General features: G+C 61.0%; 22 protein-coding genes. 9 read left to right on the forward strand and 13 right to left on the reverse strand.

What is annotated here, in order from left to right:
* The first annotated feature begins 170 nt into the window (after nt 1–170).
* Entirely contained in the window at nt 171–2,111 is a 1,941-nt protein-coding gene (gene estP, locus L4G42_RS05840; RefSeq protein WP_237251506.1) for an esterase EstP, read from the forward strand.
* Between the two features lie 78 nt (nt 2,112–2,189).
* Here the strand turns inward: estP and trpE are convergent, their stop codons facing one another.
* The 10 genes from trpE to L4G42_RS05890 form a co-directional block, all read right to left on the reverse strand.
* Nucleotides 2,190–3,671, reverse strand: coding sequence for an anthranilate synthase component I (gene trpE, locus L4G42_RS05845; RefSeq protein ID WP_237260632.1), 1,482 nt, complete (start codon nt 3,669–3,671; stop codon nt 2,190–2,192).
* Nucleotides 3,672–3,739: 68 nt separating this feature from the next.
* Nucleotides 3,740–4,522 carry a phosphoglycolate phosphatase gene (locus L4G42_RS05850; protein WP_237251823.1) on the reverse strand — a complete coding sequence of 261 codons (783 nt, stop codon included), beginning with the start codon at nt 4,520–4,522 and terminating at the stop codon, nt 3,740–3,742.
* 47 nt (nt 4,523–4,569) lie between these two features.
* The gene (gene rpe / locus L4G42_RS05855) at nt 4,570–5,241 is read right to left on the reverse strand and encodes a ribulose-phosphate 3-epimerase (RefSeq protein ID WP_237259604.1); all 672 of its coding nucleotides are present in this window, start codon (nt 5,239–5,241) and stop codon (nt 4,570–4,572) included.
* 196 nt (nt 5,242–5,437) lie between these two features.
* Nucleotides 5,438–6,586: an iron-containing alcohol dehydrogenase gene (locus L4G42_RS05860; RefSeq protein ID WP_237260634.1), complete on the reverse strand. Its 1,149-nt coding sequence runs from the start codon at nt 6,584–6,586 to the stop codon at nt 5,438–5,440.
* A gap of 318 nt (nt 6,587–6,904) precedes the next feature.
* Nucleotides 6,905–7,729 (reverse strand): ABC transporter permease, encoded by an 825-nt coding sequence (locus tag L4G42_RS05865; RefSeq protein ID WP_065991348.1) that lies wholly within the window; start codon nt 7,727–7,729, stop codon nt 6,905–6,907.
* Between the two features lie 11 nt (nt 7,730–7,740).
* Entirely contained in the window at nt 7,741–8,988 is a 1,248-nt protein-coding gene (locus L4G42_RS05870; RefSeq protein ID WP_237251510.1) for an ABC transporter permease, read from the reverse strand.
* Between the two features lie 111 nt (nt 8,989–9,099).
* Nucleotides 9,100–10,131, reverse strand: coding sequence for a polyamine ABC transporter substrate-binding protein (locus tag L4G42_RS05875; protein ID WP_237251511.1), 1,032 nt, complete (start codon nt 10,129–10,131; stop codon nt 9,100–9,102).
* Between the two features lie 90 nt (nt 10,132–10,221).
* A complete protein-coding gene (locus L4G42_RS05880) occupies nt 10,222–11,346 on the reverse strand; it encodes an ABC transporter ATP-binding protein (RefSeq protein ID WP_237251512.1) in 1,125 nt (374 codons plus the stop codon).
* A gap of 293 nt (nt 11,347–11,639) precedes the next feature.
* Nucleotides 11,640–12,269 carry a response regulator gene (locus L4G42_RS05885; protein WP_237251513.1) on the reverse strand — a complete coding sequence of 210 codons (630 nt, stop codon included), beginning with the start codon at nt 12,267–12,269 and terminating at the stop codon, nt 11,640–11,642.
* Complete coding sequence (locus L4G42_RS05890; protein ID WP_237259638.1) at nt 12,266–14,254, reverse strand: PAS domain-containing sensor histidine kinase; 1,989 nt, start codon at nt 14,252–14,254, stop codon at nt 12,266–12,268. Before L4G42_RS05890 ends, L4G42_RS05885 begins: the two co-directional genes overlap by 4 nt.
* Nucleotides 14,255–14,476: 222 nt before the next feature.
* On the opposite strand from L4G42_RS05890, the gene L4G42_RS05895 reads away from it, so the two are divergent.
* Nucleotides 14,477–15,460 (forward strand): alpha/beta hydrolase family protein, encoded by a 984-nt coding sequence (locus L4G42_RS05895; RefSeq protein WP_237251514.1) that lies wholly within the window; start codon nt 14,477–14,479, stop codon nt 15,458–15,460.
* Between the two features lie 55 nt (nt 15,461–15,515).
* Here L4G42_RS05895 and L4G42_RS05900 read toward each other — a convergent pair whose 3' ends face one another.
* From L4G42_RS05900 to L4G42_RS05910, 3 genes are read right to left on the reverse strand one after another with little or no spacing between them, the layout of a single operon-like run.
* A complete protein-coding gene (locus L4G42_RS05900; RefSeq protein ID WP_237251515.1) occupies nt 15,516–16,289 on the reverse strand; it encodes a DnaJ domain-containing protein in 774 nt (257 codons plus the stop codon).
* Nucleotides 16,290–16,958 carry an N-acetylmuramate alpha-1-phosphate uridylyltransferase MurU gene (gene murU, locus L4G42_RS05905; protein WP_237251516.1) on the reverse strand — a complete coding sequence of 223 codons (669 nt, stop codon included), beginning with the start codon at nt 16,956–16,958 and terminating at the stop codon, nt 16,290–16,292. It abuts the gene before it with no gap.
* Between the two features lie 58 nt (nt 16,959–17,016).
* Nucleotides 17,017–18,060, reverse strand: coding sequence for an aminoglycoside phosphotransferase family protein (locus L4G42_RS05910; RefSeq protein ID WP_237260636.1), 1,044 nt, complete (start codon nt 18,058–18,060; stop codon nt 17,017–17,019).
* Nucleotides 18,061–18,189: 129 nt separating this feature from the next.
* On the opposite strand from L4G42_RS05910, the gene L4G42_RS05915 reads away from it, so the two are divergent.
* From L4G42_RS05915 to glpE, 7 genes are all read left to right on the forward strand, one after another.
* Complete coding sequence (locus L4G42_RS05915; protein WP_237251518.1) at nt 18,190–20,973, forward strand: LPS-assembly protein LptD; 2,784 nt, start codon at nt 18,190–18,192, stop codon at nt 20,971–20,973.
* On the forward strand, nt 20,954–22,276 hold the full coding sequence (locus L4G42_RS05920) for a peptidylprolyl isomerase (RefSeq protein WP_237251519.1): 1,323 nt from the start codon (nt 20,954–20,956) through the stop codon (nt 22,274–22,276). The genes L4G42_RS05915 and L4G42_RS05920 overlap by 20 nt, the downstream gene beginning before the upstream one ends.
* Entirely contained in the window at nt 22,273–23,262 is a 990-nt protein-coding gene (gene pdxA, locus L4G42_RS05925; protein WP_237251520.1) for a 4-hydroxythreonine-4-phosphate dehydrogenase PdxA, read from the forward strand. Before L4G42_RS05920 ends, pdxA begins: the two co-directional genes overlap by 4 nt.
* Nucleotides 23,259–24,065 (forward strand): 16S rRNA (adenine(1518)-N(6)/adenine(1519)-N(6))-dimethyltransferase RsmA, encoded by an 807-nt coding sequence (gene rsmA, locus L4G42_RS05930; RefSeq protein WP_237251521.1) that lies wholly within the window; start codon nt 23,259–23,261, stop codon nt 24,063–24,065. Before pdxA ends, rsmA begins: the two co-directional genes overlap by 4 nt.
* 118 nt (nt 24,066–24,183) lie before the next feature.
* Nucleotides 24,184–24,564 (forward strand): Co2+/Mg2+ efflux protein ApaG, encoded by a 381-nt coding sequence (apaG, locus tag L4G42_RS05935; protein ID WP_237251522.1) that lies wholly within the window; start codon nt 24,184–24,186, stop codon nt 24,562–24,564.
* Nucleotides 24,564–25,445 (forward strand): symmetrical bis(5'-nucleosyl)-tetraphosphatase, encoded by an 882-nt coding sequence (locus L4G42_RS05940; RefSeq protein WP_237260638.1) that lies wholly within the window; start codon nt 24,564–24,566, stop codon nt 25,443–25,445. The genes apaG and L4G42_RS05940 overlap by 1 nt, the downstream gene beginning before the upstream one ends.
* A 54-nt stretch (nt 25,446–25,499) precedes the next feature.
* Entirely contained in the window at nt 25,500–25,820 is a 321-nt protein-coding gene (glpE, locus tag L4G42_RS05945) for a thiosulfate sulfurtransferase GlpE (RefSeq protein WP_237251524.1), read from the forward strand.
* Nucleotides 25,821–26,064: the final 244 nt, after the last annotated feature.

Consider the following 26,064-nt stretch of genomic DNA (forward strand, 5'->3'; position numbering starts at 1 on the left):
CCGGATGGCGCGGGCCAGCGGCCGATTGGCAGGATTTGGACGCCCGCAAGGTGCAGATCGCAGCATGGAGGCCAGTACAGAATATTTGCCGTGATTGCCGCAGAACGTGGCGAGTTGTGTCGCGGCTGCTACCTTCTCGTACAGCACTGAAAACAATAAGGGATGCCCCCATGCTCAAAGCAACACTGCGCTGGCCGTTTGCGGCCTGCCTGCTATCGCTCGCCTGCTCCTCGACCTTGGCCGCCTCTTCACCCTATTCAACGATGATCGTGTTCGGCGACAGCCTCGCCGACGCCGGGCAGTTCCCCGATGCGGGCGGACCACCGGGCGCAACCTTGCGCTTCACCAACCGCACCGGCCCGACGTACCTGAACGGCAGCGGAGAGGCATTCGGCCTGAACTCGTCGACGCTGCTGGGCGGAATGCTTGGCGTGGCGCCCGGGGATTTGCAGGCGTCGACCTCCCCCGTTCGCGCCGCGCAAGGGTTGGCGGATGGCAACAATTGGGCGGTGGGCGGCGACCGGACGGATCAGATCCTCGCGGCGATCACCACCCAATCACAGATTGCCAACACCGACGCCACCACCGGCGTCACCACGGTGTTCCGGACGCGACCCGGTTATCTCCTTGAAAACAGCTCGCGGGCTGACCCGAACGCCCTTTACTACCTGACCGGGGGAGGTAATGACTTCCTTCAGGGCCGGGTGCTGAGTCCGGGACAGGCAGTCAACGCCGCGAACAACCTGGCCAATGGCGCACAAATCCTGTCCCAGGCCGGGGCGCGTTACATTATGGTCTGGCTGCTGCCTGACATCGGCCGCACGCCTGCAGTGTTCGGGACGCCATTGCAGGTGCCGTCGACGTTGCTGAGTGGGGTGTTCAACCAGCAGTTGGTCAACCGTCTGGGGCAAATCGATGCCGAGGTCATTCCGCTCAACGTGCCGGGCCTTGTACGGGATGTACTGACCGATCCGGCGCGCTACGGACTGGCAGCCGATCAGAACCTGGTGGGCACTTGTTTCAGCGGCAACAGCTGCACCGCCAACAGCGTTTACGGAATTGGCGGCCTGACCCCTGATCCGACCAAACTGCTGTTCAACGACGGCGTGCACCCGACCGTCGCGGGTCAGCGCCTGATCGCCGACTACGGGTATTCGATTCTGTCCGCACCGTGGGAAATTACGCTGCTGCCGGAAATGGCAAACGGTACGTTGCGGGCGCAGCAGGATGAACTGCGCAGTCAGTGGCTAGCGGACTGGGGCAATTGGCAGAACGTTGGTGAATGGCGCGCCATCGTCGCCGGTGGCGGTCAGAAAATGGATTTCGACGCGCAAAGCAATTCCGCGAGCGGCGACGGTCATGGCTACAACCTCACGGTGGGCGGCAGCTATCGTTTTGCTGAAGACTGGAGAGCCGGCCTGGTTGCGGGCGCTTACCGGCAAACACTCGAAGCCGGCGCCAAGGATTCGGACTACAAACTCAACAGCTATATCGCGACCGCGTTCGTGCAGTATCAGGCGCAACACTGGTGGGCAGACCTGGCAGCCTCGGGTGGAAAACTCGACTACGACAACCTCAAGCGCAAGTTCGCACTGGGCATCAGCGAAGGTGCCGAGAAAGGCGACACCAACGGCGATCTTTGGGCGGTCAGTGGCCGTTTAGGCTTTGATCTGGCCGATCAAACCAGTCGCTGGCATTTCTCGCCGTTCATCAGCGCCGACTATTCCCACGTCAACGTCGACAGCTATTCGGAAAACAGCGCCCGCGCGACAGCGCTGAATTACGACGACCAGACGCGCAAGTCGAAGCGGCTTGGCGCGGGGCTGCAAGGCAAGTTCGACATTACGCCGCAGACCCAGCTGTTTGGCGAAGTGGCCCATGAGCGTGAGTTCGATACCGATCAGCAGGACGTGACCATCGCGCTGAACAGTGTGCCGGGCGTGAACTTTGATCTGCAGGGGTATGACCCGCAGCGCAGTTTGAATCGCGCAAGCGTGGGCCTGAGCCAGAAGCTGGCGCCCGACCTGACGCTGCGTGCCGGCTATAACTGGCGCAAGAATGATGACGTGACGCAGCAAGGGGTGAATCTGGCGGTGAGCCTGGACTTCTGAAGCCATCCCCCCAGTGGGATTTGTGATCGGCATAAAAAAACGGCGCCACTGGCGCCGTTTTGATGTGCAGAACAACCTTCAGGCCTCGGGCGTCTGCTGCGCCAGCGCCACGGCGCGGAACATCGCGCGGCGCTTGTTGAGGGTTTCTTCCCACTCCAGCGCTGGCACAGAATCCGCGACAATGCCGCCACCGGCCTGCACGTGCAGCTCACCGTTCTTGATTACCGCTGTACGGATGGCGATCGCGGTGTCCATATTGCCGTTCCAGGCGAAGTAGCCCACTGCGCCGCCGTACACACCACGCTTGACCGGCTCCAGCTCGTCGATGATCTCCATCGCGCGAATCTTCGGCGCTCCCGACAGCGTGCCTGCTGGCAAGATAGCCCGCAGCGCATCCATCGCCGTCAGGCCGCTTTTCAGCTGACCGGTGACGTTCGACACGATGTGCATGACGTTCGAATAACGCTCGATGACCATCTTCTCGGTGAGCTTCACTGAACCGATTTCCGAGACACGTCCGGTGTCGTTGCGGCCCAGATCAATGAGCATCAGGTGCTCGGCGATCTCTTTGTCGTCAGACAGCAAGTCGACTTCCAGCGCGTAATCTTCTTCTTCGGTGGCGCCACGGGGACGCGTCCCGGCAATCGGGCGCACGGTGATCAGATTGTCCTCCACCCGCACCAGCACTTCCGGCGAACTGCCGACGACGTGGAAGTCGCCGAAGTTGAAGAAGTACATGTAAGGCGTGGGATTGAAACACCGCAGCGCGCGGTACAGGTCGATCGGCGCGGCTTTGAAGTCGATGGACATGCGCTGGGACGGCACGACCTGCATGCAGTCGCCCGCGAGGATGTATTCCTTGATCGTGTCGACGGCTTTTTCATAATCCGACTGGGTGAAGCTGGAACGGAACACCGGATCCGCCGCCTGCGGACGGGTCAGGTCCAGACCACGACGGGGCGTGATCGGCTGACGCAGTTTCTCCATCAGCGCTTCGAGTCGCGCCAGGCCGCCTTCATAGGCTTCAGGCTGAGCCGGATCGACCAGCACGATCGCGTGCATCTTGCCGGCCAGGTTATCGAACACCACGACGGCATCGGACACCATCAGCAGAATATCCGGCACGCCCAGCGGGTCAGGATTCGGGCATGCGCCCAGACGCGGTTCTACATAACGCACGCAGTCATAACCGAAATAGCCCACCAGACCGCCGTTGAAGCGTGGCAGACCGGCGATGGTCGGGACGTTGTAGCGAGCCTTGAAAGTCTCGACGAAGTCCAGCGGGTCTTTGACTTCCAGGCGCTCGATCTCGACACCGTCGCGGGTCACGCTGACGGTGTGGTCATGCACGCGCATGACCGTGCGGCACGGCAGCCCGATGATCGAATAACGCCCCCACTTCTCCCCGCCTTGCACCGACTCAAGCAGGTAGGAGTTCGGCTCGTCAGCGAGCTTTAGATAGATCGACAACGGGGTGTCGAAGTCAGCCAGGGTTTCGTAGGCAAGGGGGATGCGGTTGTAGCCTTCAGCGGCCGAACGCAGGAATTCTTCGCGGGTCATATCAGCCTCGTGGTCTGAGGGAAAACGGTCAGGGATGCAAACGCGCCGGGGCTCCGGCCAGATTCAAGTCAGGCGCGCCAACGCCAGCGGGCCAGGGCCTTGATGACTTTCATCCAGAGTTTGCGAGTGACCACCACGATGGATTCTCTAAAAGAGGGGGATTTGATGTCGGGCAACGTTATCTCAGCGCCCTGCGCTAAGCAACCGGCAGAACTGCCCGGAATCAGCTTGCGCAAATCGTCGATGACCAGCGCCGGTGACTCTTCCGCGATCGGGCGTCCGTGGTTGTAGCCATAACTCAATGCCACACAGGCGACACCCGCCGCTTTTGCTGCCAGCACGTCGTTGCGCGAGTCACCCACGAACAGCGACTGCGAACCCGGTATGCCGGCCATTTTCATGACAAAGAACAGCGCCGCCGGGTCGGGCTTCTGCTGCGGCAGCGTGTCGCCACCCACGATCCAGCGAAAGAACCGTCCGAGCTTCAGGTCATCCAGCAAGGGCGCAACAAAGCGCTCCGGTTTGTTGGTGATCAGCGCCATCTCGACGCCCATCTTCTGCAGCCATTTCAGGGTTTCGCGCACGCCGGGGTAGACCTTGGTCAGGGCATGGCTGCCGCTGTAAGCCTCCATGAAAATCGCCAGCGCAGCCTCCGTGGATTCCTCATCCACAGCCGCGTGGTCCATCCCGTTCGCCAACGCGCGGCGTACCAGCACGCGCACGCCGTTGCCGATCCAGTCACGCACCCGCTCGATGCCCGCCGGCGGCCGGCCGAGCTGGATCAGGGTTTTGTCCACCGCCGCAGCCAGATCCGGCACGGAGTCGACCAGTGTGCCGTCGAGGTCGAACATGACCAGCTTGGGCAGACGGCCCGGAAACAGCTGCTCGAAGCCGCTGGTCAACGGGCCAACGCCAGTTCTGCGTGCATCTTCGCAATGACTTCGCGGTAATCAGGCGCGTTGAAAATGGCCGAGCCTGCGACGAAGGTGTCGGCACCGGCTGCGGCGATCTCGCGGATGTTATTGACGTTGACGCCGCCGTCGATCTCCAGACGGATGTCGCGACCGGACGCGTCAATGAGCGCACGGGCCTCGCGCAGCTTGTTGATCGTGCCGGGGATGAATTTCTGACCGCCGAAGCCCGGGTTGACGCTCATGAGCAGGATCATGTCGACCTTGTCCATGACGTATTCGAGCAGGTTCAGCGGGGTCGCCGGGTTGAACACCAGACCCGCCTTGCAGCCGCCTTCGCGAATCAGTTGCAGGGAGCGGTCGATGTGCTGGGTCGCTTCCGGGTGGAAGGTGATGAAGGTTGCGCCGGCTTCGATGAAATCGCCGATGATGCGATCCACCGGGCTAACCATCAGATGAACGTCGATGGGCGCGGTGATGCCGTATTTGCGCAATGCCGCGCAGACCATCGGTCCGATCGTCAGGTTGGGGACGTAGTGGTTGTCCATGACGTCGAAGTGGACGATGTCGGCGCCAGCGGCCAGGACGTTGTCGACTTCTTGCCCCAGACGGGCGAAATCGGCGGACAGAATCGAAGGAGCAATAGCGAAGGGCTGCATGACGCACCTTTTATGAGCGAAATCACGGTGGCGCGCATTGTACTCCAAGAGTTTGAAACATGCGTTGGGCCGCAAGTGAGTGGGCCGAGAGGCTTGGATCAGGTGGCGTGAACGGCACAAGGCCTGGCGCGACAGAATCTGTGAAGACCGCCAGATCCGCCGCAGTGCGGCCGGACACCCAGGCCACCTGAGACGATCAATACGCAGCGCGGTAGATTTTCTCGATGTCGGCGGCGGTCAGTTTCCGTGGGTTGTTGCGCATCAGGCGCTCGATCTTGCTGGCCTCTTCGGCCATCGCGGGAATGGCGTCTTCGGGCACATTGAAGCTGCGCAGGCCAGACGGGATTTCCACCACTGCGCACAAGTCGGCCATGGCTTTCACCGCCAGGTCGGCGGCGTCCTTGTCGCTCAGGTGCGCGACGCGGACGCCCATCGCTTCGGCGATGTCGCGCATCCGCTCAACGCACGCCAGCTTGTTCCACTCCATCACGTACGGCAGCAACAGCGCATTGCTGACGCCGTGGGCAATGTTGAAACGCCCTCCCAGCGGATACGCCAACGCATGCACCGCGCCAACCCCGGCATTGCCGAACGCCATGCCGGCCATAAGGCTGGCGGTGGCCATGTCTTCTCGCGCTTGCAAACTCGACGGATTGGCGTAGGCCTTGGGCAGCGCCTTGACGATCAGCTTGATGGCACCCAGCGCAATGGCGTCGGTGATCGGCGAGGCATTCACCGAAAGGTAAGCCTCGATGGCGTGCACCAGCGCATCGACCCCGCTGGCTGCCGTGACACTGCGCGGACAGGTCAGGGTCATCAACGGGCTGACCAGCGCGACGTCGGGCAACAGGTAATCGCTGACGATGCCTTTTTTCAACTGAGCCTGCTTGTCCGAAAAGATCGCCACGTTGGTGACTTCCGAACCGGTACCGGCGGTCGTCGGGATGGCGATCAGCGGAGGGCCTTTGCGCTTGACCAGATCGACCCCGAACAGCTCGGCCAGCGGCCCTTCGTGGCTGGCGAACGCTGCGACGCCCTTTGCGATATCGATTGCACTGCCGCCGCCCACGCCGATCAGGCCGTCGTGACCGCCCTCCCGGTAGGTCCGGGTGCAGTCCTCAACGATAGAAATTTCTGGCTCGGGTTTGACCTGATCAAACAGGCCATAACGACGACCGCCCAATTGCGCCAGCGCGAGGTCGACCGTTCCGGATTTGACCAATATCGCGTCGGTGACAATCAGCGGATTTTGAACGTTGAGCCGGGTCAGCTCGGCCGACAACTGCTCAATCGCGGCGGGTCCGGTGATCAGTTTTTTGGCGATTTTGAAGGCAGAAACACTCATCGGGCTCGTCCTTTACGTTGTTTTTGGAGACGTGGCTCTTTTACAAGGCAGGGTGGCATGCGCTGAGTCAAACATAGACTGGATCGTGCCGGGCGTCAGTTTTGTGGTGTGGCGAGGCAACGCGGAGATTCCAAATCGGCAACGGCATCTGGATTCCCCACGGATCATTGTAGGAGCGCGCTTGCCCGCGATTGCGTAGTGTCTGAGATGAAAATGCTCACTGACACAACATTTCGCGGGCAAGCGCGCTCCTACATTTCGGATCGGGCCAGCCACACAATCTGCGGCGTACACCAATCCGGCAAACGAATCGCAGGATCACTCCACCGCCGTGCGCAGTTTCTCGCTGCGACCACGCAGCCATTCCAGCACCAGCAACAGCACGACCGAGAAGCCGATGAGCAACGTCGCAGCAGCGGCAATCGTCGGGCTGAGGTTTTCGCGGATGCCGCTGAACATCTGCCGCGGCAGCGTCGCCTGGCCCGGGCCTGCGAGGAACAGCGTGACCACCACTTCATCGAACGAGGTCGCGAAAGCAAACAGCGCCCCGGAGATCACGCCCGGCGCAATCAGCGGCAGGGTCACACGCCGAAACGCCGTCGTTGGCGAAGCGCCCAGACTCGCCGCCGCACGCACCAGGTTGTAATTGAAACCCTGCAACGTGGCCGACACGGTGATGATCACGAATGGCACACCCAACACGGCGTGCACCAGGATCAGCGAGATATAGCTGTTGCCCAGACCCAGCGGCGCAAAAAACAGGTAGCTCGCCACCCCGACAATCACCACCGGCACCACCATCGGCGAAATCACCAGCGCCATCACCAGCGCCTTGCCGGGGAAGTTGCTGCGGGTCAGACCGATGGCCGCCAACGTCCCGAAACCCATCGCCAGCACCGTGGCAGCAGGCGCGACGATCAGGCTGTTTTTCAGCGCGCGCATCCACTCGGCCGAGCCGAAAAAGTCCTGATACCAGTGCAGCGAAAAGCCCTGCAGCGGGTAGACCAGAAAACTCCCGGAGTTGAAGGACAGCGGCACGATCACCAGCACTGGCAGCACCAGAAACAACAGAATCAACCCGCACAGCGTGCGCAGCGTGTAATGCCAGACCCGCTCGATGGGCGAGGAATAAGGGCTCAACATGATCGTTCTCCTCAGCTCAGACGCAGGCGGCTGGCGCCGACCAGCCAGTTATAGATCAGGTACAGCACGACAGTCGCCAGCAGCAGCAGACCGCCCAGCGCCGTCGCCATGCCCCAGTTGATGCTGGTATTGGTGTAGAACGCCACGAAATAACTGACCATCTGATCGTTCGGGCTGCCGAGCAGCGCCGGGGTGATGTAGTAGCCGATGGCAAGGATGAACACCAACAGACAGCCCGCGCCCACACCGGCGTAAGTCTGCGGGAAGTACACGCGCCAGAAACTGGCGAACGGGTTGCAGCCCAGGGAAATCGCCGCGCGCATGTAGGTCGGCGAGATGCCTTTCATCACGCTGTAGATGGGCAGAATCATGAACGGCAACATGATGTGCACCATCGAGATGTAAACGCCGACCCGGTTGAACACCAGCTCCAGCGGTTTATCGATGATGCCCATGGCCATCAGCGCGCCATTGATCAGGCCACTCGATTGCAGCAACACGATCCAGGCGGCGACGCGCACCAGGATCGACGTCCAGAACGGCAGCAAGACCAAAATCATCAGTAGGTTGCTCTGCCGTGCAGGCAGATTGGCCAACAGGTACGCCAGCGGATACGCCAGCAGCAGACAGATGACGGTGATCACCAGGCCCATCCAGAAGGTGCGGGCGAAGATGTCGATGTAAATCGCCTGATCGGGTGTCGCGGGCGCCACTTCACCGAGGTCATCGATGCGGTGGTCGACAGCGGCCAGCAAATAATAGGGGGTGAAACTTGAGGTATTGCGGCGGATCGCCTGCCAATACGCCGGATCGCCCCAGCGCTCATCGACGGCTTCCAGCGCTTCTTTATAAGAAGCCGGCTCTTCCTTGAATGGCATGGCGCGGGCAGTTTTCGCCAACAGGCTACGGTAGCCCGCCAACTCCTGGTTCAAGCGTTTGGACAGATCGCCCAGCGTCTGATTCTTGCGCGCTTCGGCCAGGTCCTGGCTCGCGGCTTTGTACACCGCGTCAGGCGGCAGCCCCTTGCCGTCCCATTTCGCCACCTCGACCACAGTGAGCGGCATGCCACCCACCACTTCCGGGTTGCTGACGCTTTTGTAGAGCAGCGCCGCAATCGGCACCAGAAACACCAGCAGCAGGAAAATCACCAATGGCGCGATCAACGCCTGAGCCTTCCAGCGATTGACGCGCTCGGCACGGGCCAGGCGTTGCTTCAGGGTCGGGCTGGCGCCTTCAGTCAGGGGCACGGCGGTGGCCATAGTGAACTCCGAAATCTCTCAACAAAGAGCGCGTCCCCTGCCCTGCTTTCAGACAGTTCAGACGACGCACCCGGATCTAACTCACAACGAAGCGCTTACAGGACTGCGATCTTATTTAGCCGCCCAGGAGTTGAAGCGCTGTTCCAGCGACTCACCGAAGTCGGCCCAGAATTTCACGTCGATCTGCACCTGATCCTTGATGTTCTCAGGGGTGGTCGGCATGTTTTTCAGGGTTTCAGCGCTCAGCAAAGGGACCGCGCCAGTATTGGCCGGGCCGTAAGCGATGTTTTCGGAATAGGTCTTCTGCTGCTCTGGCTTGAGGGAGTAAGCGATGAACTTCTTCGCTTCTTCGGCGTTTTTTGCACCCTTCGGAATTGCCCACGCGTCGAAGTCATACACGCCGCCGGTCCAGACCACTTTCAGGTTGCTTTCCTTCTGCACGGCAGCGATACGACCGTTGTAGGCCGAGCTCATCACGACGTCGCCCGATTGCAGATACTGAGGCGGCTGTGCGCCCGCTTCCCACCACTGAATGCTTGGCTTGAGCTTGTCGAGCATCTTGAAGGCGCGGTCCTGGCCTTCCTTGGTCCCCAGCACTTTGTAGACGTCTTTCGGCGCAACGCCGTCAGCCATCAGCGCGAATTCCAGGGTGTATTTGGCGCCCTTGCGCAGGCCACGCTTGCCCGGGAATTTCTCGGTGTCCCAGAAATCAGCCCAACCGGTCGGTGCGGATTTCAGCTTGTCGGCGTTGTAGGCCAGCACGGTGGACCATACGAAGAAGCCTACGCCGCACTCAGAAATCGCGCCCTTGACGTAGCTGTCTTTGTTGCCGAGATCGACCGACGCCAGCGACTCGAACATGTCTTCGTCACAGCCACGGGACAGCTCTGGCGATTCCACTTCCACCAGGTCCCAGGTCACGCTCTTGGTGTCGACCATGGCTTTGACCTTGGCCATCTCACCGTTGTATTCGCCGGCGATGATCTTGCCGTTGCCGGCTTTTTCCCACGGCGCGTAGAAGGCCTTTTCCTGGGCCGCCTTGTTCGCGCCGCCGAAGGAAATGACCGTCAGGTCCGCTGCCATGGCTTGCGCCGCGCACATCATGCCGACCGATAAGGCGGTGAGCTTCAATGTCTTGAGCATCAGTTTTTCTCTCCACGAACAATGTTGGTTAAGCGATGGGGCGATTTGGCTCGCCTCTGGGTTCTTCGGTTGACGCGTCACGCAGGTGTATCAATGTGCATCCAGCAATGGGTCCAGCGCGCGGGCGTGCTCGACCTGCCATCCAATGGGCACGACGTCGCCAACGCTCAGGGCCGGATCCAGCTCGGCGATGGGCTGTTTGACGAAGAAATCGGTTTTACCGGCCACTTCCAGGCGCACCCGCACGTGATCGCCCAGGTAGATGAATTCGGCGACGCGGCCGGAGAAGCGGTTGACGCAACTCTCGCTGCGGCCGTTGAGGTTCACGCGCTCGGGACGAATAGAAAGCGTCACCGGGCTCCCGGTGGCAGCGACGTTGATCGCCAGCGCCTCGACTTTTTCGCCGCGCGCCAGGCCCACCACACAACGGTCGCCGCTCTGGCTGAGCAAGGTGCCATTGATGCGGTTGTTCTCGCCGATGAAGTTGGCGACAAAGGTGTTTTTCGGCTCTTCGTAGAGAGTCCGCGGTGGAGCGATCTGCTGGATTTCGCCCTGATGGAACACCGCGACGCGGTCGGACATGGTCAGCGCTTCGCCCTGATCGTGGGTGACGTAAACAACGGTCACGCCCAGGCGCTGGTGCAGATGCTTGATTTCCATCTGCATGTGTTCGCGCAGTTGTTTGTCGAGCGCACCGAGGGGTTCGTCCATCAGCACCAACTGCGGCTCGAACACCAACGCGCGGGCCAGCGCGACACGTTGTTGCTGACCACCCGACAACTGCGCGGGGTAGCGATGGGCGAAGGTGCCGAGCTGCACCATGTCGAGGGCGCGTTTGACCTTTTCGGCGACGTCGGTCTTGCTCATGCCGCGCACCGACAGCGGAAACGCGAGGTTTTCAGCGACGGTCATGTGCGGGAACAGCGCGTAGTTCTGGAACACCATGCCGATGTCGCGCTTGTGCGGCGGTACGTTATTGATCGAACGGCCGGCCAGCAGGATCTCGCCAGCGGTCGGCGTCTCGAAGCCGGCGAGCATCATCAGGCTGGTGGTTTTGCCGGAGCCGGACGGCCCGAGCAGGGTGAGGAATTCGCCTTTGCAAATATCCAGGTTGAGGTCTTTGACGATCAGGGCTTCGCCGTCGTAGCTCTTTTGCACACCGCGAAAGCTGACCAGAACATCACTCGCCCCAGCGCTTGAATCGACGTTGCTCATTGCCCACACCTATGTTTGATCCACCGTAGGAACCAAGCCTAGATGACCCTGAAGGCCGCGCAAATCGGGGCGTGAGAGAGAATGACATAGGTGGGCCGGAAGGTTTCGGGTAGGGATTGCCCTACAGAGATGGCGGGGATAGGCATGACTTTTCCGAGGGATTTTTTGCTTTCACCGACGCTTTCGCGAGCAAGCTCACTCCTACAAGGGATTGCGGTCATTCTGCAGGAGCGCGCTTGCCCGCGAAGACATCAGCACAAGCGCCAGAGGAGGTCGCTTTTAGACTCAAGACTTCAGACCAGCTTATGCTCCATCGCATACTTCACCAGCTCGGCCAGCGAATTGATTTTCAGCTTCTGCATCAGGCGCGCCTTGTGGGTACTGATGGTCTTGCTGCTCAGCGCCAGTTGCTGCGCGATGTCGTTGACGTTGGCGCCCTGAGCCAGGCGCTCGAACACTGAAAACTCGCGCTCGGACAACAATGAGTGCAAAGGCCGGCTATCCGTCAGCCCGACTTCAAACACCATGCGATCGGCCAGGTCCGGGTCGATATAACGCCCGCCCGCGGCCACTCGCCGGATCGCCGTCAGCAGCAACGCGGGGTCGCTGTCTTTGGTCGCGTACCCGGCGGCACCGACCTTCAAGGCCCGCGCGGCCATTTGCGCTTCATCGTGCATCGACAGCACCAGAATCGCAGGCGGATTGGTCAGCGCGCGAATTCGCGGGATCGCCTCCAGGCCGTTCACCCCCGGCATGGAAATATCCAGCAGCACGACCTCGCACGGGATGTGGCGCAAAGCCTCCAGCAACTGCTCGCCATTGCTGGCCTCTCCGACCACGTGCAGATCCTTCGCCAGGCCGATCAGCTGTTTGATGCCCTCGCGGACAATCGTGTGGTCTTCGGCAACCAATACGCGAATCAATGCACGTGCTCCTCAGCGACCGGGTCCAGCGGAATGTGGATGCGCAAGGTTGTGCCTTCTCCGGGCAAGGTGTCCAGATGCAATTGCCCGCCCATGATCAGAACCCGCTCGCGCATGCCTACCAGCCCGAACGACGCCGGACGTTCGGCGCGCAGATCGAAGCCCTTGCCGTCATCGGCGATGCGCATGCACAGAAGGCCATCGCTCAGCGTCAGGCTCAGCTCGACCGTGTGCGCCTCGGCATGGCGCATGACGTTGGTCAGCGACTCCTGAAGGATGCGAAACAGCCCGATGGCCTTTGCGTCCGGCAGGCTGGGCAGGTTGTCCGGCACCTGCACCAGGCACGGAATCTGGGTGCGCGCTTCGAAGCGCCGGGCCTGCCACTCAATGGCCGAGGCGATGCCTGCGTCGAGAATCGGTGGCCGCAAGGCAGTCGCGACGTCCCGCACCAACTGGAATAACTGCGCAATCAGGCGCTTCATGCTGTTCAACCGATCACGCAGGCCAGGGTCGAGATCGGCGTAGGCCAGTTCGCACATGGACGTTTCCAGCTTGAGCACGGTCAGCATCTGACCCAGCTCGTCGTGAACTTCCCGGGCGATTCGGGCCTTTTCTTCTTCGCGCACGGTTTCCAGGTGCGCCGATAGCTCGCGCAGCTGCTCGGCCAGCACCTGCAAGCGCGCTTCACTTTCTTGCAGCGCGGCGAGGGATCGACGCCGTTCGGTCACGTCGGTGATGAACACCACCAGGTACTCGGCATCACGAAAGCGCAAAAAACTCAGCGACACATCGGCAGGAAGGATGCTGCCATCGGCGCGCACGCAATTGCTTTCGTAGTTCTGCGGCCCTTCCTCGCTGGAGCGCGCGGTTTTCCACAGATTGAGCCAGCGATCCATGTCCAGCCCCGGCTCGAAATCAATCAGCGGCCGGTCCACCACTCCACCGGGCGCATAACCCAGCATGGTCTCGGCGGCCTGATTGGCGTAGCGCACATGGCTGTCCCAATTGACCCAGAGAATGCCGACGGTGCTCTGATCGATGGAAAACTGCGCCAACCTCAATGCCTCTTCGCCGGCCAGGCGCCTGGCAATGTCATCCCGGGCGGCGAGTAATTGTTTCTCCAGTTGCTGCTGTTGTTTGCGCTGCCAGTAGACAATCGCCGCGCTGGCCATGAGCAGGACCAACAGCAGCAGCGCGATGTTCTTCCACAGCCCCGGCGACTCGCTGATCTGCGGGTATTTGGGCTGCAGCCACTGCGTATGCAACTGTTCGAGATCGCGGGCCGGAATGGCGCTTAATGCCTGGCTGATAATCTCGGCGAGCTGCGGCGTGTCACGGCGAGAAGCCACGCGCAGCAACTGCGGGAAGCCGATGTCGCCAACCACGGCGAGCCCCGCAAACTCGGCCTCGCGGGACAGACGGCTGAGCTGCGCTTCATCGATCACGGCGTATCGCGCCTGCTGACTGAGCAGCAGCTGCAGAGCCTGACGCTCAAGCGGTACGCCTTGCAGATTGAGGTGGGTGTAGTTACTGCGCAGGTAGTCAGCCGTGGCACTGGGCATGCGCACGGCGACGCGCACCTGGCTGTCGAGCTTTTCCAGATCCACCGCGCCGGCGCCATCACGTTCGCCGACGATCAGTTGTGGCACACGCATGTACGGATCGGAATACAGCCACAGGCGCAACCCGGCGGGCGTCTGGGTCAGGCCCGGCGCGAAGTCGATTTGTCCATCGGCAAGGGCTTTTTCGAGCTCGGCCTGATCGGCATAACTGCGCCACAGCAGCTCCACCTGAAGGGTCTTTGCCATGAGGTTGATGAGGTCGACGTTCGCGCCGGACAACTGCTGCGCACGACGATCGAGCTGGGCGTAAGGCGTTTGGAGGACAAGCCCGACGCGCAATTGCCAGCGCTGGGTCAGCCAGTCCCGCTGCTCGCGGCCCAAGGGGTCGGCCTGGGTGGGCGAGGCGGCGGCATAGTGCGACATCGGCAACGCGATCAGCATCAGGCCGATCAAGAGCGCGCCGGTATCGCCGATAACCCGAAGGCACAGCGCACGGATTCTCAAACTGTCGTCTCCCTTTCCCTGAAGTCCATGCCGATCATGCTCTGTGCCTGTCGCTCGCTGAGGCGCGGCGATTGCCTGGCCTGACAAACAGCCGTCAACCCATTAGTCTGCCGGAATTGTTTCCGGCCTTTGGAATATTCGATGTCCTACACCCTTCGCGCACTATTTCCTGCGCTGTGCCTGACGCTGATACTACCTTGCTCGCAGCTCGTAATGGCCGCAGACCCGGCGTCGGATAAAGACGCCAAGCCTGCTGAGGCGCCGGTCGAGCGGGCCGCACTGCCGTCGCGCACTCAGGAAGACACCCTGGCGCTGGAGCGTCAGGTGCCGCAAGCCGAGCAACAGCAGTTGCAGGCGGGCGACGAGAGTTTTCTGGCGTTATGGAAACCGGCGAACGTCGACGAGCCCAAAGGCGCAGTGATCATTGTGCCGGGCGCCGACGAATCCGCGGACTGGCCGACTGCGGTAGCACCGTTGCGGCGCAAGTTGCCGGACGTCGGGTGGTCGAGCCTCAGCCTGAGCATGCCGGACGCTCACAACGATGGTGTTTTCGCGCGCGCGGTGGATGCTCCGACAGCGGCGGGTGCTGGTGATAAAGCCAAGGACGCAGCGGTTAAAGCGCCTGATCCTGCGGCCACAGCTGAAGCAGAAGCGGCGGCGGCGGCCGAACAGGCCGCTACACAAGCCGAGCAGGCCAAGGCCAACGCTGAGAAAATCTTCGCCCGGATCGACAGTGCCGTGGCGTTCGCCCAGCAGAACAAGGCCCGTAGCATCGCCCTCCTCGGCCACGGTAGCGGCGCTTATTGGGCGGCGCGGTACATGAGCGAGCGGCCCTCGCCGGCAGTTCAACGCCTGGTAATGGTCACGGCCGTGGACACCGGCAAGGAAACGCCGTCGCTGATGGAGCTGCTGCCCACGCTGAAAGTCACGACAGCAGACTTCGTCAACAAGGACCGTTCGGTGCCTCGGCAGCAGGCACAAGACCGTCTGGACGCCAGTAAACGAAACAAAAACGCCAGGTTCACACAGGTGACGCTGAGCGCCATTCCCGGCAACCCGGCGATGGAGCAGGATCAATTGTTTCGCCGCGTTCGGGGTTGGTTGGAGGGGGACGCAGCGAAGTAACCGCCACCGCCTTTTGACGCTGCCCGCGCTACGGGCAGCATCCAAGACCAGGTCGTCAGCGAAACCCGCGCCGATCGCGAATGACCGCGTAGGCGTGATGCAGCTCACGGGTTTTCTCGGTGGCATCACGAACTTGTATCTGATTGGCGCCACTGCCGGCGATCTTGTCCGGGTGGTGACGACTCAGCAATCGACGATACGCGCGCTTGATCTGCGCAGGCTCGGCATCCGCTTTCACGCCCAGCAAACGGAGCGCATCCTGAAACTCGCCGCCACTGCTGGCGGGAGCGCCCCGCGAACGTTGCTCGTCTTCGGTCGATGACAACCCTTCGACCTTGTCCGCCGCCCAGCCCAGCCATTTACCCCACAGCACAATCAATTCGCGCTCGGTCCGTGATGCCCTGCCATCCGCCCACGCCATGCGCCAACAGGCACGCAACAAACCTTCAGCGGCGTGGGGCTGGGTTTTCAGGCGCGTGAGGTGGACGCGCAAATTGTCGCGCCCGTCCTTGCCCCGGTTGAACGCCTGAATCGCCCGACGCTGCGCCGCCTCGCTGAGGTCCAGTCGGCGCATTTCGACGCGCGCCTGTTGAATATGCCCGTCGACCACACGGCCATCGCTCTTCGCCAGGCGCCCCAGCATAATGAAAATAAGCTCGTCATCGCGCGGCACGGTGCGGCCATTGGCACGCTCGCGCATCTCCGCCCAGCTGCGGAAATGCAGCCGCCGATCAAGCGCCTGTCCCAGAAGCGCGCCGAGCATGGCGCCGGGAATGCTGGCAATCAGATACCCGACGCCACCGCCGACCACCGTGAATGGCCACAGCATCTAGGGCTTCACCGCAAGCATCTGCTCGACTTCGGCCAGTCGCTCATGGGTACCGACATCCACCCAGCGCCCGACAAAACGTTCGCCGGTCACCAGGCCTTTCGCCATGGCGTCACGCAACAGGGGCGCCAGCTTGAACGGGCCTTCGGTGCAACCCGCGAAGAGTTGCGGATGCAGCACCGCGATGCCGCTGTAGGTCAGGCGCGGCTGAGCCGCGTCGTCATGCACCTGCCCGTCGACCAGCGCAAAATCGCCACCGGGGTGATGCGGCGGATTATCCACCAGCACCAGATGGGCAAGCCCCTTGAGCGGTTTCATCAATGAGCTGAAATCGAAGTCGACCCAGATATCACCGTTGACCACCAGAAACGGCTCGTCGCCCAGCAGCGGCAGCGCACGAAGGATCCCACCGCCCGTCTCCAGCGGCTCGCCCTCAGGCGAGTAGCGGATATTCAGGCCCCACGGGCGGCCGTCGCCCAGATAATCTTCGATCTGCTGGCCCAACCACGCATGGTTGATCACAACGTCCTCAACGCCGGCCGATTTGATCGCGCGCAGGTGATACTCAATCAGTGGAACGCCGCCGGCACGCACCAGCGGTTTGGGCGTGTGCAGGGTCAACGGGCGCAGGCGCTCGCCTTTACCCGCCGCCAGAATCATCGCTTTCATGCGGCCCTCATCAAGACAATCTTCAAGTGCAGTCCCTCTTCAATTGCAGTCCATTCCATCACACAACAGATGCTGGTTTTGCCTGTGTCGGTTTTGTATGGCCAAGGCTGGTCAACAGATTACTTAACTCAACCAGCTCCGGGCGTCGCGCCAGCACCGCTTCTATATAAGAGAAGAAGCGCGGCACGTCGGCGACGTAGCGCGGCTTGCCGTCACGGTGGCAGATTCGGGCGAAAATACCGATCACCTTCAAGTGCCGCTGTACGCCCATCAAATCACTGGCACGACGGAATTCGTCGAATTCGTCCTGCACCGGGATGCCCGCCGCGACGGCCTTGTTCCAATACAGCTCGAGCCAGCCCGCTACGCGCTCCTCCGGCCAACTCAGGAATGCATCCTTGAACAGGCAAGTGATGTCGTAGGTGACCGGGCCGTACACCGCGTCCTGAAAATCCAGCACGCCAGGGTTCGGTTCACTGAGCATCAGGTTGCGCGGCATGTAATCGCGGTGCACCAGCACCTTTGGCTGGGCCAGCGCGCTCTCGATCAGCAGATCGCTGACAGCCTGCCAACTGGCCTGCTGCGCCTGATCGAACTCCACGCCCAGATGACGCTTCACGTACCACTCGGGAAACAGCTCCAGCTCGCGGCGCAGGAGTGCCACGTCATAACTCGGCAACGGCGCGTCCATCGGCAGTTGCTGGTAGGCCAGCAGTGCGTCGATTACGTCAATGAACAGCTTATCGGCGTTTTGCCCGTCGATGACATCCAGGTAGGTCTGACGGCCCAGGTCATTCAACAAAAGGAAGCCCTGATTCAGGTCTTCGGCATAAATTTTCGGAACATTAATGCCCGACCCGCTCAATAAATGAGCGATATCCACGAAGGGTTTGCAGTTTTCCTGGGGCGGCGGCGCGTCCATGACAATAAAAGTTCGGCCCTCCCCCTCCCAGCGAAAGTATCGCCGAAAACTGGCGTCGCTACTGGCGGCAGTCAACGTGGCCGGGGGTATTGGCCCCCAGCCCTGGGCCTCAAATAAACGCGGGAGCTGCTCATCGAGCCAAACTTTCAGGTGTTGCAGGCGTACATCTTGATCTGGCATTGCAAGGGTCTCCGACGGCGCTAGCCGTCAAGCGGGTCATGCTTTATTATCCGACATCTTTTTCAGCCCATCGAGAGGCGTGCGGCCCCCCCGCGGGCAGATGGCGCGCAGGAAGCCCGGACTAATAAGATGGCATTGAAATCCCCCGCGTTTCGTAAAAAATTTCCGTTGCTCGTAACCGGCAGTTTGCTGGCGATGCAACCCCTGGCCGTCCCGTACGTGGTTGCCGCCGAACAGTATGACTGCTCGGTGTCTGCAACAGGTGCATGGGATTGCTCTCCGAAAACCAACGCAGCCCAGTTGCCTCCGCGCCCCGTGCACGACGCCAACAGTGTTTCGTCCAACAGCAGCACGGCAGATGGCGCTCAGACGACCACCACCTCCGATGGCGAAGTCGTGCCCAAAACGATGCTGGTCACCGAGGCCAAGGGCCGTGGCCTGAAATCGCGCAGCGCCGATTACAGCCACCTGGACTGGGTTCCGCGCGAGAAGCTGACCGCAGCCCAACTGGCTGAGACCGGTCCGTACTGCTCGGGCGCCTACATCGAACCGATCCGTCCGGGCATGGACGACAAGACGCCGAAGAGCGATGCACCGACTTTCATCGGCGCCAAGGCTTCGCGTTATCAGCAGGAAGAGCAGGTTGCGACCCTGGCCGGCGACGTCGTGCTGCGTCAGGGCAGCATGCAGGTCGAGGCTGACGAAGCCAGCCTGCATCAGGCCGAGAACCGTGGCGAGCTGAACGGCGATGTCCGTCTGCGCGACAACGGCGCCCTGATCGTCGGCGACCACGCTGAAGTACAGCTCGATACCGGTGAAGCCAAAGTCGACAACGCCGAGTACGTGCTGCACAAAAACAACGTTCGCGGTAACGCCCTGTACGCTCGTCGTGCCGAGAACGCGATCATCCGCCTGAAGGACGGCACGTACACCACGTGCGAACCGAACAGCAACGCGTGGACCGTGAAGGGCAACAACATCACCCTAAACCCGGCCACCGGTTTCGGTACTGCCACCAACGCCACACTGCGCGTTCATGACATTCCGATCCTTTACACGCCTTACATCTATTTCCCGATCGACGACCGTCGCCAGTCCGGCTTCCTGCCACCGACCATCGGTACCGGCAGCGACACCGGCTTCTCGTTGCTCACTCCGTACTACTTCAACCTGGCGCCGAACTACGACGCCACGTTGTACCCGACCTATATGGCCAAGCGTGGCATGTTGCTGGAAGGCGAGTTCCGTTACCTGACCAAAAGCAGCGAAGGTCAGTTCGGTGCGGCTTACCTGAATGACGACAACGACGATCGCAAAGATCAGTCGGACTACAAAGACACCCGATGGTTGATCAACTGGCAGGATCGCAGTGGTCTGGATTCGCGGCTGACCACCAAAATCGACTACACCAAGGTCAGCGATCCTTACTACTTCAAAGACCTTAAAAGCGGCCAGGAAGGCGTAAGCACACACGACTACCTGAATCAGCAGGGCGCTGTTTATTACCGTGGTGACAACTACACCGCGACGCTGAACGCCCAGCAGTATCAGCTGACCACCGTCACCCAGATCACGCCTTATGGCCGCTTGCCTCAGCTCACGCTGAACGGCACGCTGCCGTTTCAGCCTGCCGGCTTCAAGTTCGATTACGAGACTGAGTTGGTTCGCTTTGATCGCGATTTGAGAACGGGCGGCTACACCAATGAGGACGACGTTACTCGACCTCGACTGGATACGAACGTCGCAGGTCTTGCTCGTGCAAACGGCGATCGTCTGAATCTGGCGCCGTCGGTCAGCCTGCCGCTGACTGCCAGCTACGGTTATGTAACGCCCAAGTTGAAGTACGTTTACACCCAGTACGACCTGGACCTGGACTCACAGGGCAAGAGCACTTTGCTGGCGGATGAGACTTATCACAGCAGCGAAAACCGCAGTGTTCCGATCTTCAGCGTTGACAGCGGCCTTTACTTTGATCGCAACACCAACTGGTTCGGCAAAGACTACCGCCAAACTCTCGAACCGCGCCTTTACTATCTCTATGTACCTGAGAAAGACCAAACCGACATCCCGGTATTCGACAGTGCCGAAACCACGTTCAACTATGCCTCGCTGTTCCGCGACAACCGTTTCGTCGGTTCGGACCGGATTGGTGACGAGAACAAACTGTCCCTCGGCGTGACCAATCGCTGGATCGAAGACAACGGTTTTGAACGTCAGCACTTCAGCATTGGTCAGGCGGTGTACTTCGCCGACCGCAAGGTGCAACTGCCAGGTATTGCTTTCGAAGACCGCAAGGACGCTCAGTCCGACGTGTCGCCGTATGCACTGGAATACGAGTACCGCTTCAACCGCGACTGGCGTGCCACGTCGGATTTCAACTGGGACCCGGACAGCCGCAGCACTCGCTCCGGCAGCGCAATGGTTCACTACCAGCCTGAGGACGAGCCGGGCAAGATCGTCAACGCCGGCTATCGCTATCGTAACGACCAGGTTCGCTACGATCAGACGACTGGGCGCTGGACAGTCGGCGGCGGCGACGCGGTGCTTCCGGACGGTTCAGTCATCAAGGATTACTACAAAATCCAGCAGCATGACTTCTCGGTCATCTGGCCAGTTGTGCCGCAGTGGAGCGCCATTGCGCGCTGGCAGTTCGACTACAACCGTGACCGCACCCTCGAAGCCTTCGGTGGTTTTGAATATGACAACTGCTGCTGGAAGTTGCGTCTGATCAACCGTTACTGGGTCGATTACGACGAAACGACCCAAGAGGTTGCTCAGAACGAAAAAGGCGACCACGGCGTCTTCCTACAAATCGTGTTGAAGGGACTTGGCGGCGTTGTTGGTCAAAAAGTTGAAAGCTTCCTCGACAAAGGCATCCAAGGTTATCGTGAACGTGAAGACCAAGCTTTCTGATTGTCTGCGCCCGCTGATGCTGGGCGCGCTGCTTATCGGTACTGTTGCGCACGCTGAAGTGCGCACCATCGACAAGGTAGTTGCCATCGTTGACAACGACGTGGTCATGCAAAGCCAGCTCGACCAGCGCACCCGCGAGGTTCAGCAAACCATCGCCAAGCGCGGGCAGGGTGTTCCGCCTGCCAGCGCACTGGAGTCTCAGGTCCTGGATCGTCTGATCCTGGAAAACCTGCAGATCCAGATCGGCGAACGCTCCGGCATTCGCATCAGCGATGAAGAGCTGAACCAGGCGGTTGCCACCATCGCTCAACGCAACAACATGAGCGTCGACCAGTTCAAGGCTGCACTGACCCACGACGGGCTGTCCTACACCAGCGCACGTGAGCAGATCCGCCGGGAAATGATCATCAGCCGTGTGCGTCAGCGCCGGGTTGCCGAGCGAATCCAAGTCTCGGATCAGGAAGTGAAGAACTTCCTGGCTTCCGATTTGGGCAAAGCTCAGTTCTCCGAAGAATTCCACCTGGCCAACATCTTGATCCCGACGCCGGACAGCGCGACGTCGGATCAGATCCAGGCCGCTGCAGCCAAAGCCAAAGACCTCTACGGCAAGCTGCAACAGGGTGCGAACTTCGAGCAGATGGCGATTGCGTCATCGGCCAGTGAAAGTGCTCTGGACGGTGGTGACATGGGCTGGCGTAAAGCCGCTCAGCTACCGCCTCCGTTCGGCGACATGCTGTCGTCGATGCGTCCGGGCGAGGTCACCCCTCCTGCACGCACACCGGGTGGCTTCATCATTCTCAAGCTGGTGGAAAAACGCGGCGGCGAGACTCAGACCCAGATGCGCGACGAGGTTCACGTCCGTCACATCCTGATCAAGCCAAGCGAAATCCGTAGCGCAGCCGAGACCAAGCTGCTGGCGCAACGTATCTACGATCGCATCCAGAATGGCGAAGATTTCGGCGAACTGGCGAAGAGCTTTTCCGAAGACCCGGGTTCGGCACTCAACGGCGGCGACATGAACTGGGTTGACCCGCGTTCGCTAGTTCCAGAGTTCCGCGACGTCATGAACGAGACACCTCAGGGCGTCGTGTCCAAGCCGTTCGAAACTCAATTCGGCTGGCACGTTCTGGAAGTCCTCGGCCGTCGCTCGACTGACAGCACCAGTCAGGCGCGTGAGCAACAGGCGATGACCGTGCTGCGTAACCGCAAGTACGACGAAGAACTGCAAACCTGGCTGCGTCAGATCCGTGATGAAGCTTACGTCGAGATCAAGCTCCCCGGAGCTGATCAGGCGGCCAAGTGAAGCCCCAGCGTTTCGCCCTGACACCCGGCGAGCCGGCCGGCATCGGTCCTGACCTTTGCCTGCTCCTCGCCGCGCAGTCCCAGCCCCATCCCCTGATTGCCATTACCAGCTGCGACCTGCTCACCGAGCGGGCCGCCCAGTTGGGCGTGGCTGTCAGTCTGATTCCCGTTACGCCCGCTGCCTGGCCTGACGTGCCCGCCCCCGCTGGCAGTCTGTATGTCTGGGACACGCCGGTTCAGGCGTCGGTCATTGCTGGCCAGCTCGACAAAGCCAACGGCAGTTTCGTGCTCGAGACCCTGACCCGCGCCGGCCAAGGCTGCATGGACGGCCACTTCGCGGGCATGATCACAGCGCCCGTGCACAAGGGCGTGATCAACGACAGCGGCATCGCGTTCTCCGGCCACACTGAATTCCTTGCCGAGCTGACCCACACCGAGCAAGTGGTGATGATGCTGGCAACCGGTGATCTGCGGGTGGCGCTGGTGACCACTCACCTGCCCTTGCGTGACGTCGCCGACGCGATCACTGCCGATCGGCTGGAACGCGTGACGCGCATCCTGCACGCGGATCTGGTCAACAAGTTCGGCATCGCCCGCCCGCGGATTCTGGTCTGTGGCCTAAACCCGCATGCCGGCGAGAACGGTCACCTGGGCCGCGAGGAAATCGACATCATCGAACCTACTCTGGCGCGTCTGCGCAGCGAGGGCCTGGATTTATATGGCCCGCTGCCAGCCGACACGCTCTTTACCCCCAAATATCTGGAGCACTGCGATGCAGTGCTGGCGATGTACCACGACCAGGGCCTGCCCGTGCTGAAGTACAAAGGCTTCGGCGCCGCCGTCAACATCACGCTGGGCCTGCCGATCATTCGCACCTCCGTGGATCACGGCACGGCGCTGGATCTGGCGGGCACCGGCAAGATCGACACCGGCAGCCTCAGGGTCGCTCTGGAAACCGCCTATCAGATGGCCGAGACCCATTCATGAATGAGCAATACCAACACAAGGCGCGCAAGCGTTTTGGCCAGAACTTCCTGCACGATGCCGGCGTGATCGACAAGATTCTGCGCTCCATTCGTGCCAAGGCTGAAGACCGCATGCTGGAAATCGGCCCGGGGCAAGGCGCCCTGACCGAGGGCCTGCTGAACAGCGGCGCACAACTGGACGTCGTCGAGCTCGACAAAGACCTCGTGCCTATCCTCATGCATCAGTTCGGCAACAAGCCGAATTTCAGTCTGCATCAGGGTGACGCGCTGAAGTTCGACTTCACCAGCCTGAATGCCGCACCCAATAGTCTGCGAGTCGTCGGCAACCTGCCGTACAACATTTCCACGCCGCTGATTTTCCATCTGCTGCAGAACGCCTACCTGATCCGCGACATGCACTTCATGCTGCAGAAAGAGGTGGTCGAGCGTCTGGCGGCAGGTCCGGGTGGCGGTGATTGGGGCCGCCTGTCGATCATGGTTCAGTACCACTGTCGCGTGGAGCATCTGTTCAACGTCGGCCCCGGCGCGTTCAATCCGCCGCCGAAAGTGGATTCAGCCATCGTTCGTCTGGTGCCGCACGAAACCTTGCCGCACCCGGCCAAGGATCACCGCGTACTTGAGCGCGTCGTGCGCGAGGCGTTCAACCAGCGCCGCAAGACACTGCGCAACACGTTGAAAGCCCTGCTGACCAGCGAAGAGATCACCGAAGCCGGTGTCGATGGCAGCTTGCGTCCGGAGCAGCTGGACCTGGCGGCGTTTGTGCGCCTGGCCGACACGCTCAGCGAAAAGCCTGTCGTCGCCTGACTTTCTGGGGACATGTCCGGTCAAAGCCTCATCGGTCCTTTATCCGTGACATGTCCTAGACTGATTTCCAACCGGACGACTTCCGGCTATTTCCGCTTTCGCTTCTAAGGCCTCTTGCATGTCTGATTCTCGTTACCAGGTCGACGTCAGCGTCGAGACCCGATTCCTAGCCGAACAGTCTCAGCCTGAACAAAACCGCTTCGCCTTCGCCTACACCATTACCGTGCAGAATAACGGCGATGTGCCAGCCAAGTTGCTGTCACGCCATTGGGTGATCACCGACGGCGACGGTCAGGTTGAAGAGGTGCGCGGCGACGGCGTTGTGGGCCAGCAACCGCTGATCCAGCCGGGACAAAGCCACACCTACACCAGCGGCACCGTGATGACCACCAAGGTGGGCAACATGCAGGGCACCTATCAAATGCTCGCGGAAGACGGCAAGCGCTTCGACGCTGTCATCGCTCCGTTCCGCCTGGCCGTCCCGGGGGCGCTTCACTGATGGCGGTCTACGCAGTCGGTGACCTGCAGGGCTGCCTTGAACCGATGAAGTGCCTGCTCGAACGCGTTGCATTCGAGCCCGGCAAAGACAAGCTCTGGCTGGTCGGCGACCTCGTCAACCGAGGCCCGCAGTCACTGGAAACCCTGCGTTATCTCTACGCCATGCGCGACTCGATCGTCTGCGTGCTGGGCAATCACGACCTGCACCTGCTGGCGGCCGGCCGCAATATCGAGCGTTTGAAGAAAGGCGACACGCTGCGGGAAATCCTGGAAGCGCCAGACGCCGTCGTGCTGCTCGACTGGCTGCGCCAACAGAAGCTGATGCATTACGACGCCGAACGCGACATCGTCTTGCTACACGCAGGGATTCCGCCGCAATGGACGCTGAAGAAAGCGCTGCGCTGCGCTGAAGAAGTGGAACAGGCGTTACGCGATGACAATCGGTTCGAACTCTTTCTCGACGGTATGTACGGCAACGAGCCTGCCCAATGGGACAAGCATTTGCAGGGCGTCACCCGGCTGCGCGTCATCACCAACTACTTCACGCGCATGCGCTTTTGCACCAGCGACGGCAAGCTTGATCTCAAAAGCAAGGAAGGCCTCGACAGTGCGCCGGCGGGTTACGCGCCGTGGTTCACGCACAAGGAGCGCAAGACCAAGGGCGTGAGTATCATTTTCGGCCACTGGGCCGCACTTGAAGGCCGATGTGACGAGCCCGGGGTGTTTGCGCTGGACACAGGCTGTGTCTGGGGCGGCGCAATGACGCTGCTCAACGTCGACACGCGCACGCTGATTCGTTGCGAATGCGACGAGCGTGGCAGCGCAAAGGCATCCGCCGCTGAGCCAACCCCTGTCAGCGAGCCGATTCCGCTGCAGCAGTAAATTCTCCCTACGTTCTCGACCGTTCGAGGACCCGACGGCCCAGGAGCCCGAGCCATGACCGACTTCAAACGCATTTCACCCGAACAAGTCCATGCCCTGCGCGAACAAGGCGCCGTGCTGGTGGACGTACGTGACGCGCAGACCTACGCGACCCAGCATATTCCGGATTCCCATCATCTCGACAACCACTCCATCGCCGACTTCATCCGTCAGGCCGATCTGGACAAACCGTTGGTCGTCCTCTGCTATCACGGCAACTCCAGCCAGAGCGCAGCAGCCTATCTTGTAGGTCAGGGCTTCTCCGAGGTCTACAGCATGGATGGCGGTTTCGAGTTGTGGAAAACCAAATTTCCCACAGAAACCGCACAAGGCTGATCAAAAAATATTTTTGCTGCCCGCTACCCCGCGTCCTACGCGGGCTCGCGGCCTCATCTGACGAACGGGTATGCCCTGTTCATCCCCATTGCTTCTTTCTGTGCCCGAATCCGAACTACTCTTAGGCTCAGGCCATCCGAATCAGGGGAGAGCCGGTACACCGGCGCGCGGGTCATCGGTAGTTACTTTTATGGTGTTTGGGGGGTAATGGCAGCCGCTTGATCGGCTTCCATCCAGCATCGAC

This window comes from Pseudomonas petrae (assembly GCF_021728295.1).
Taxonomy (GTDB): Bacteria; Pseudomonadota; Gammaproteobacteria; order Pseudomonadales; family Pseudomonadaceae; genus Aquipseudomonas; species Aquipseudomonas petrae.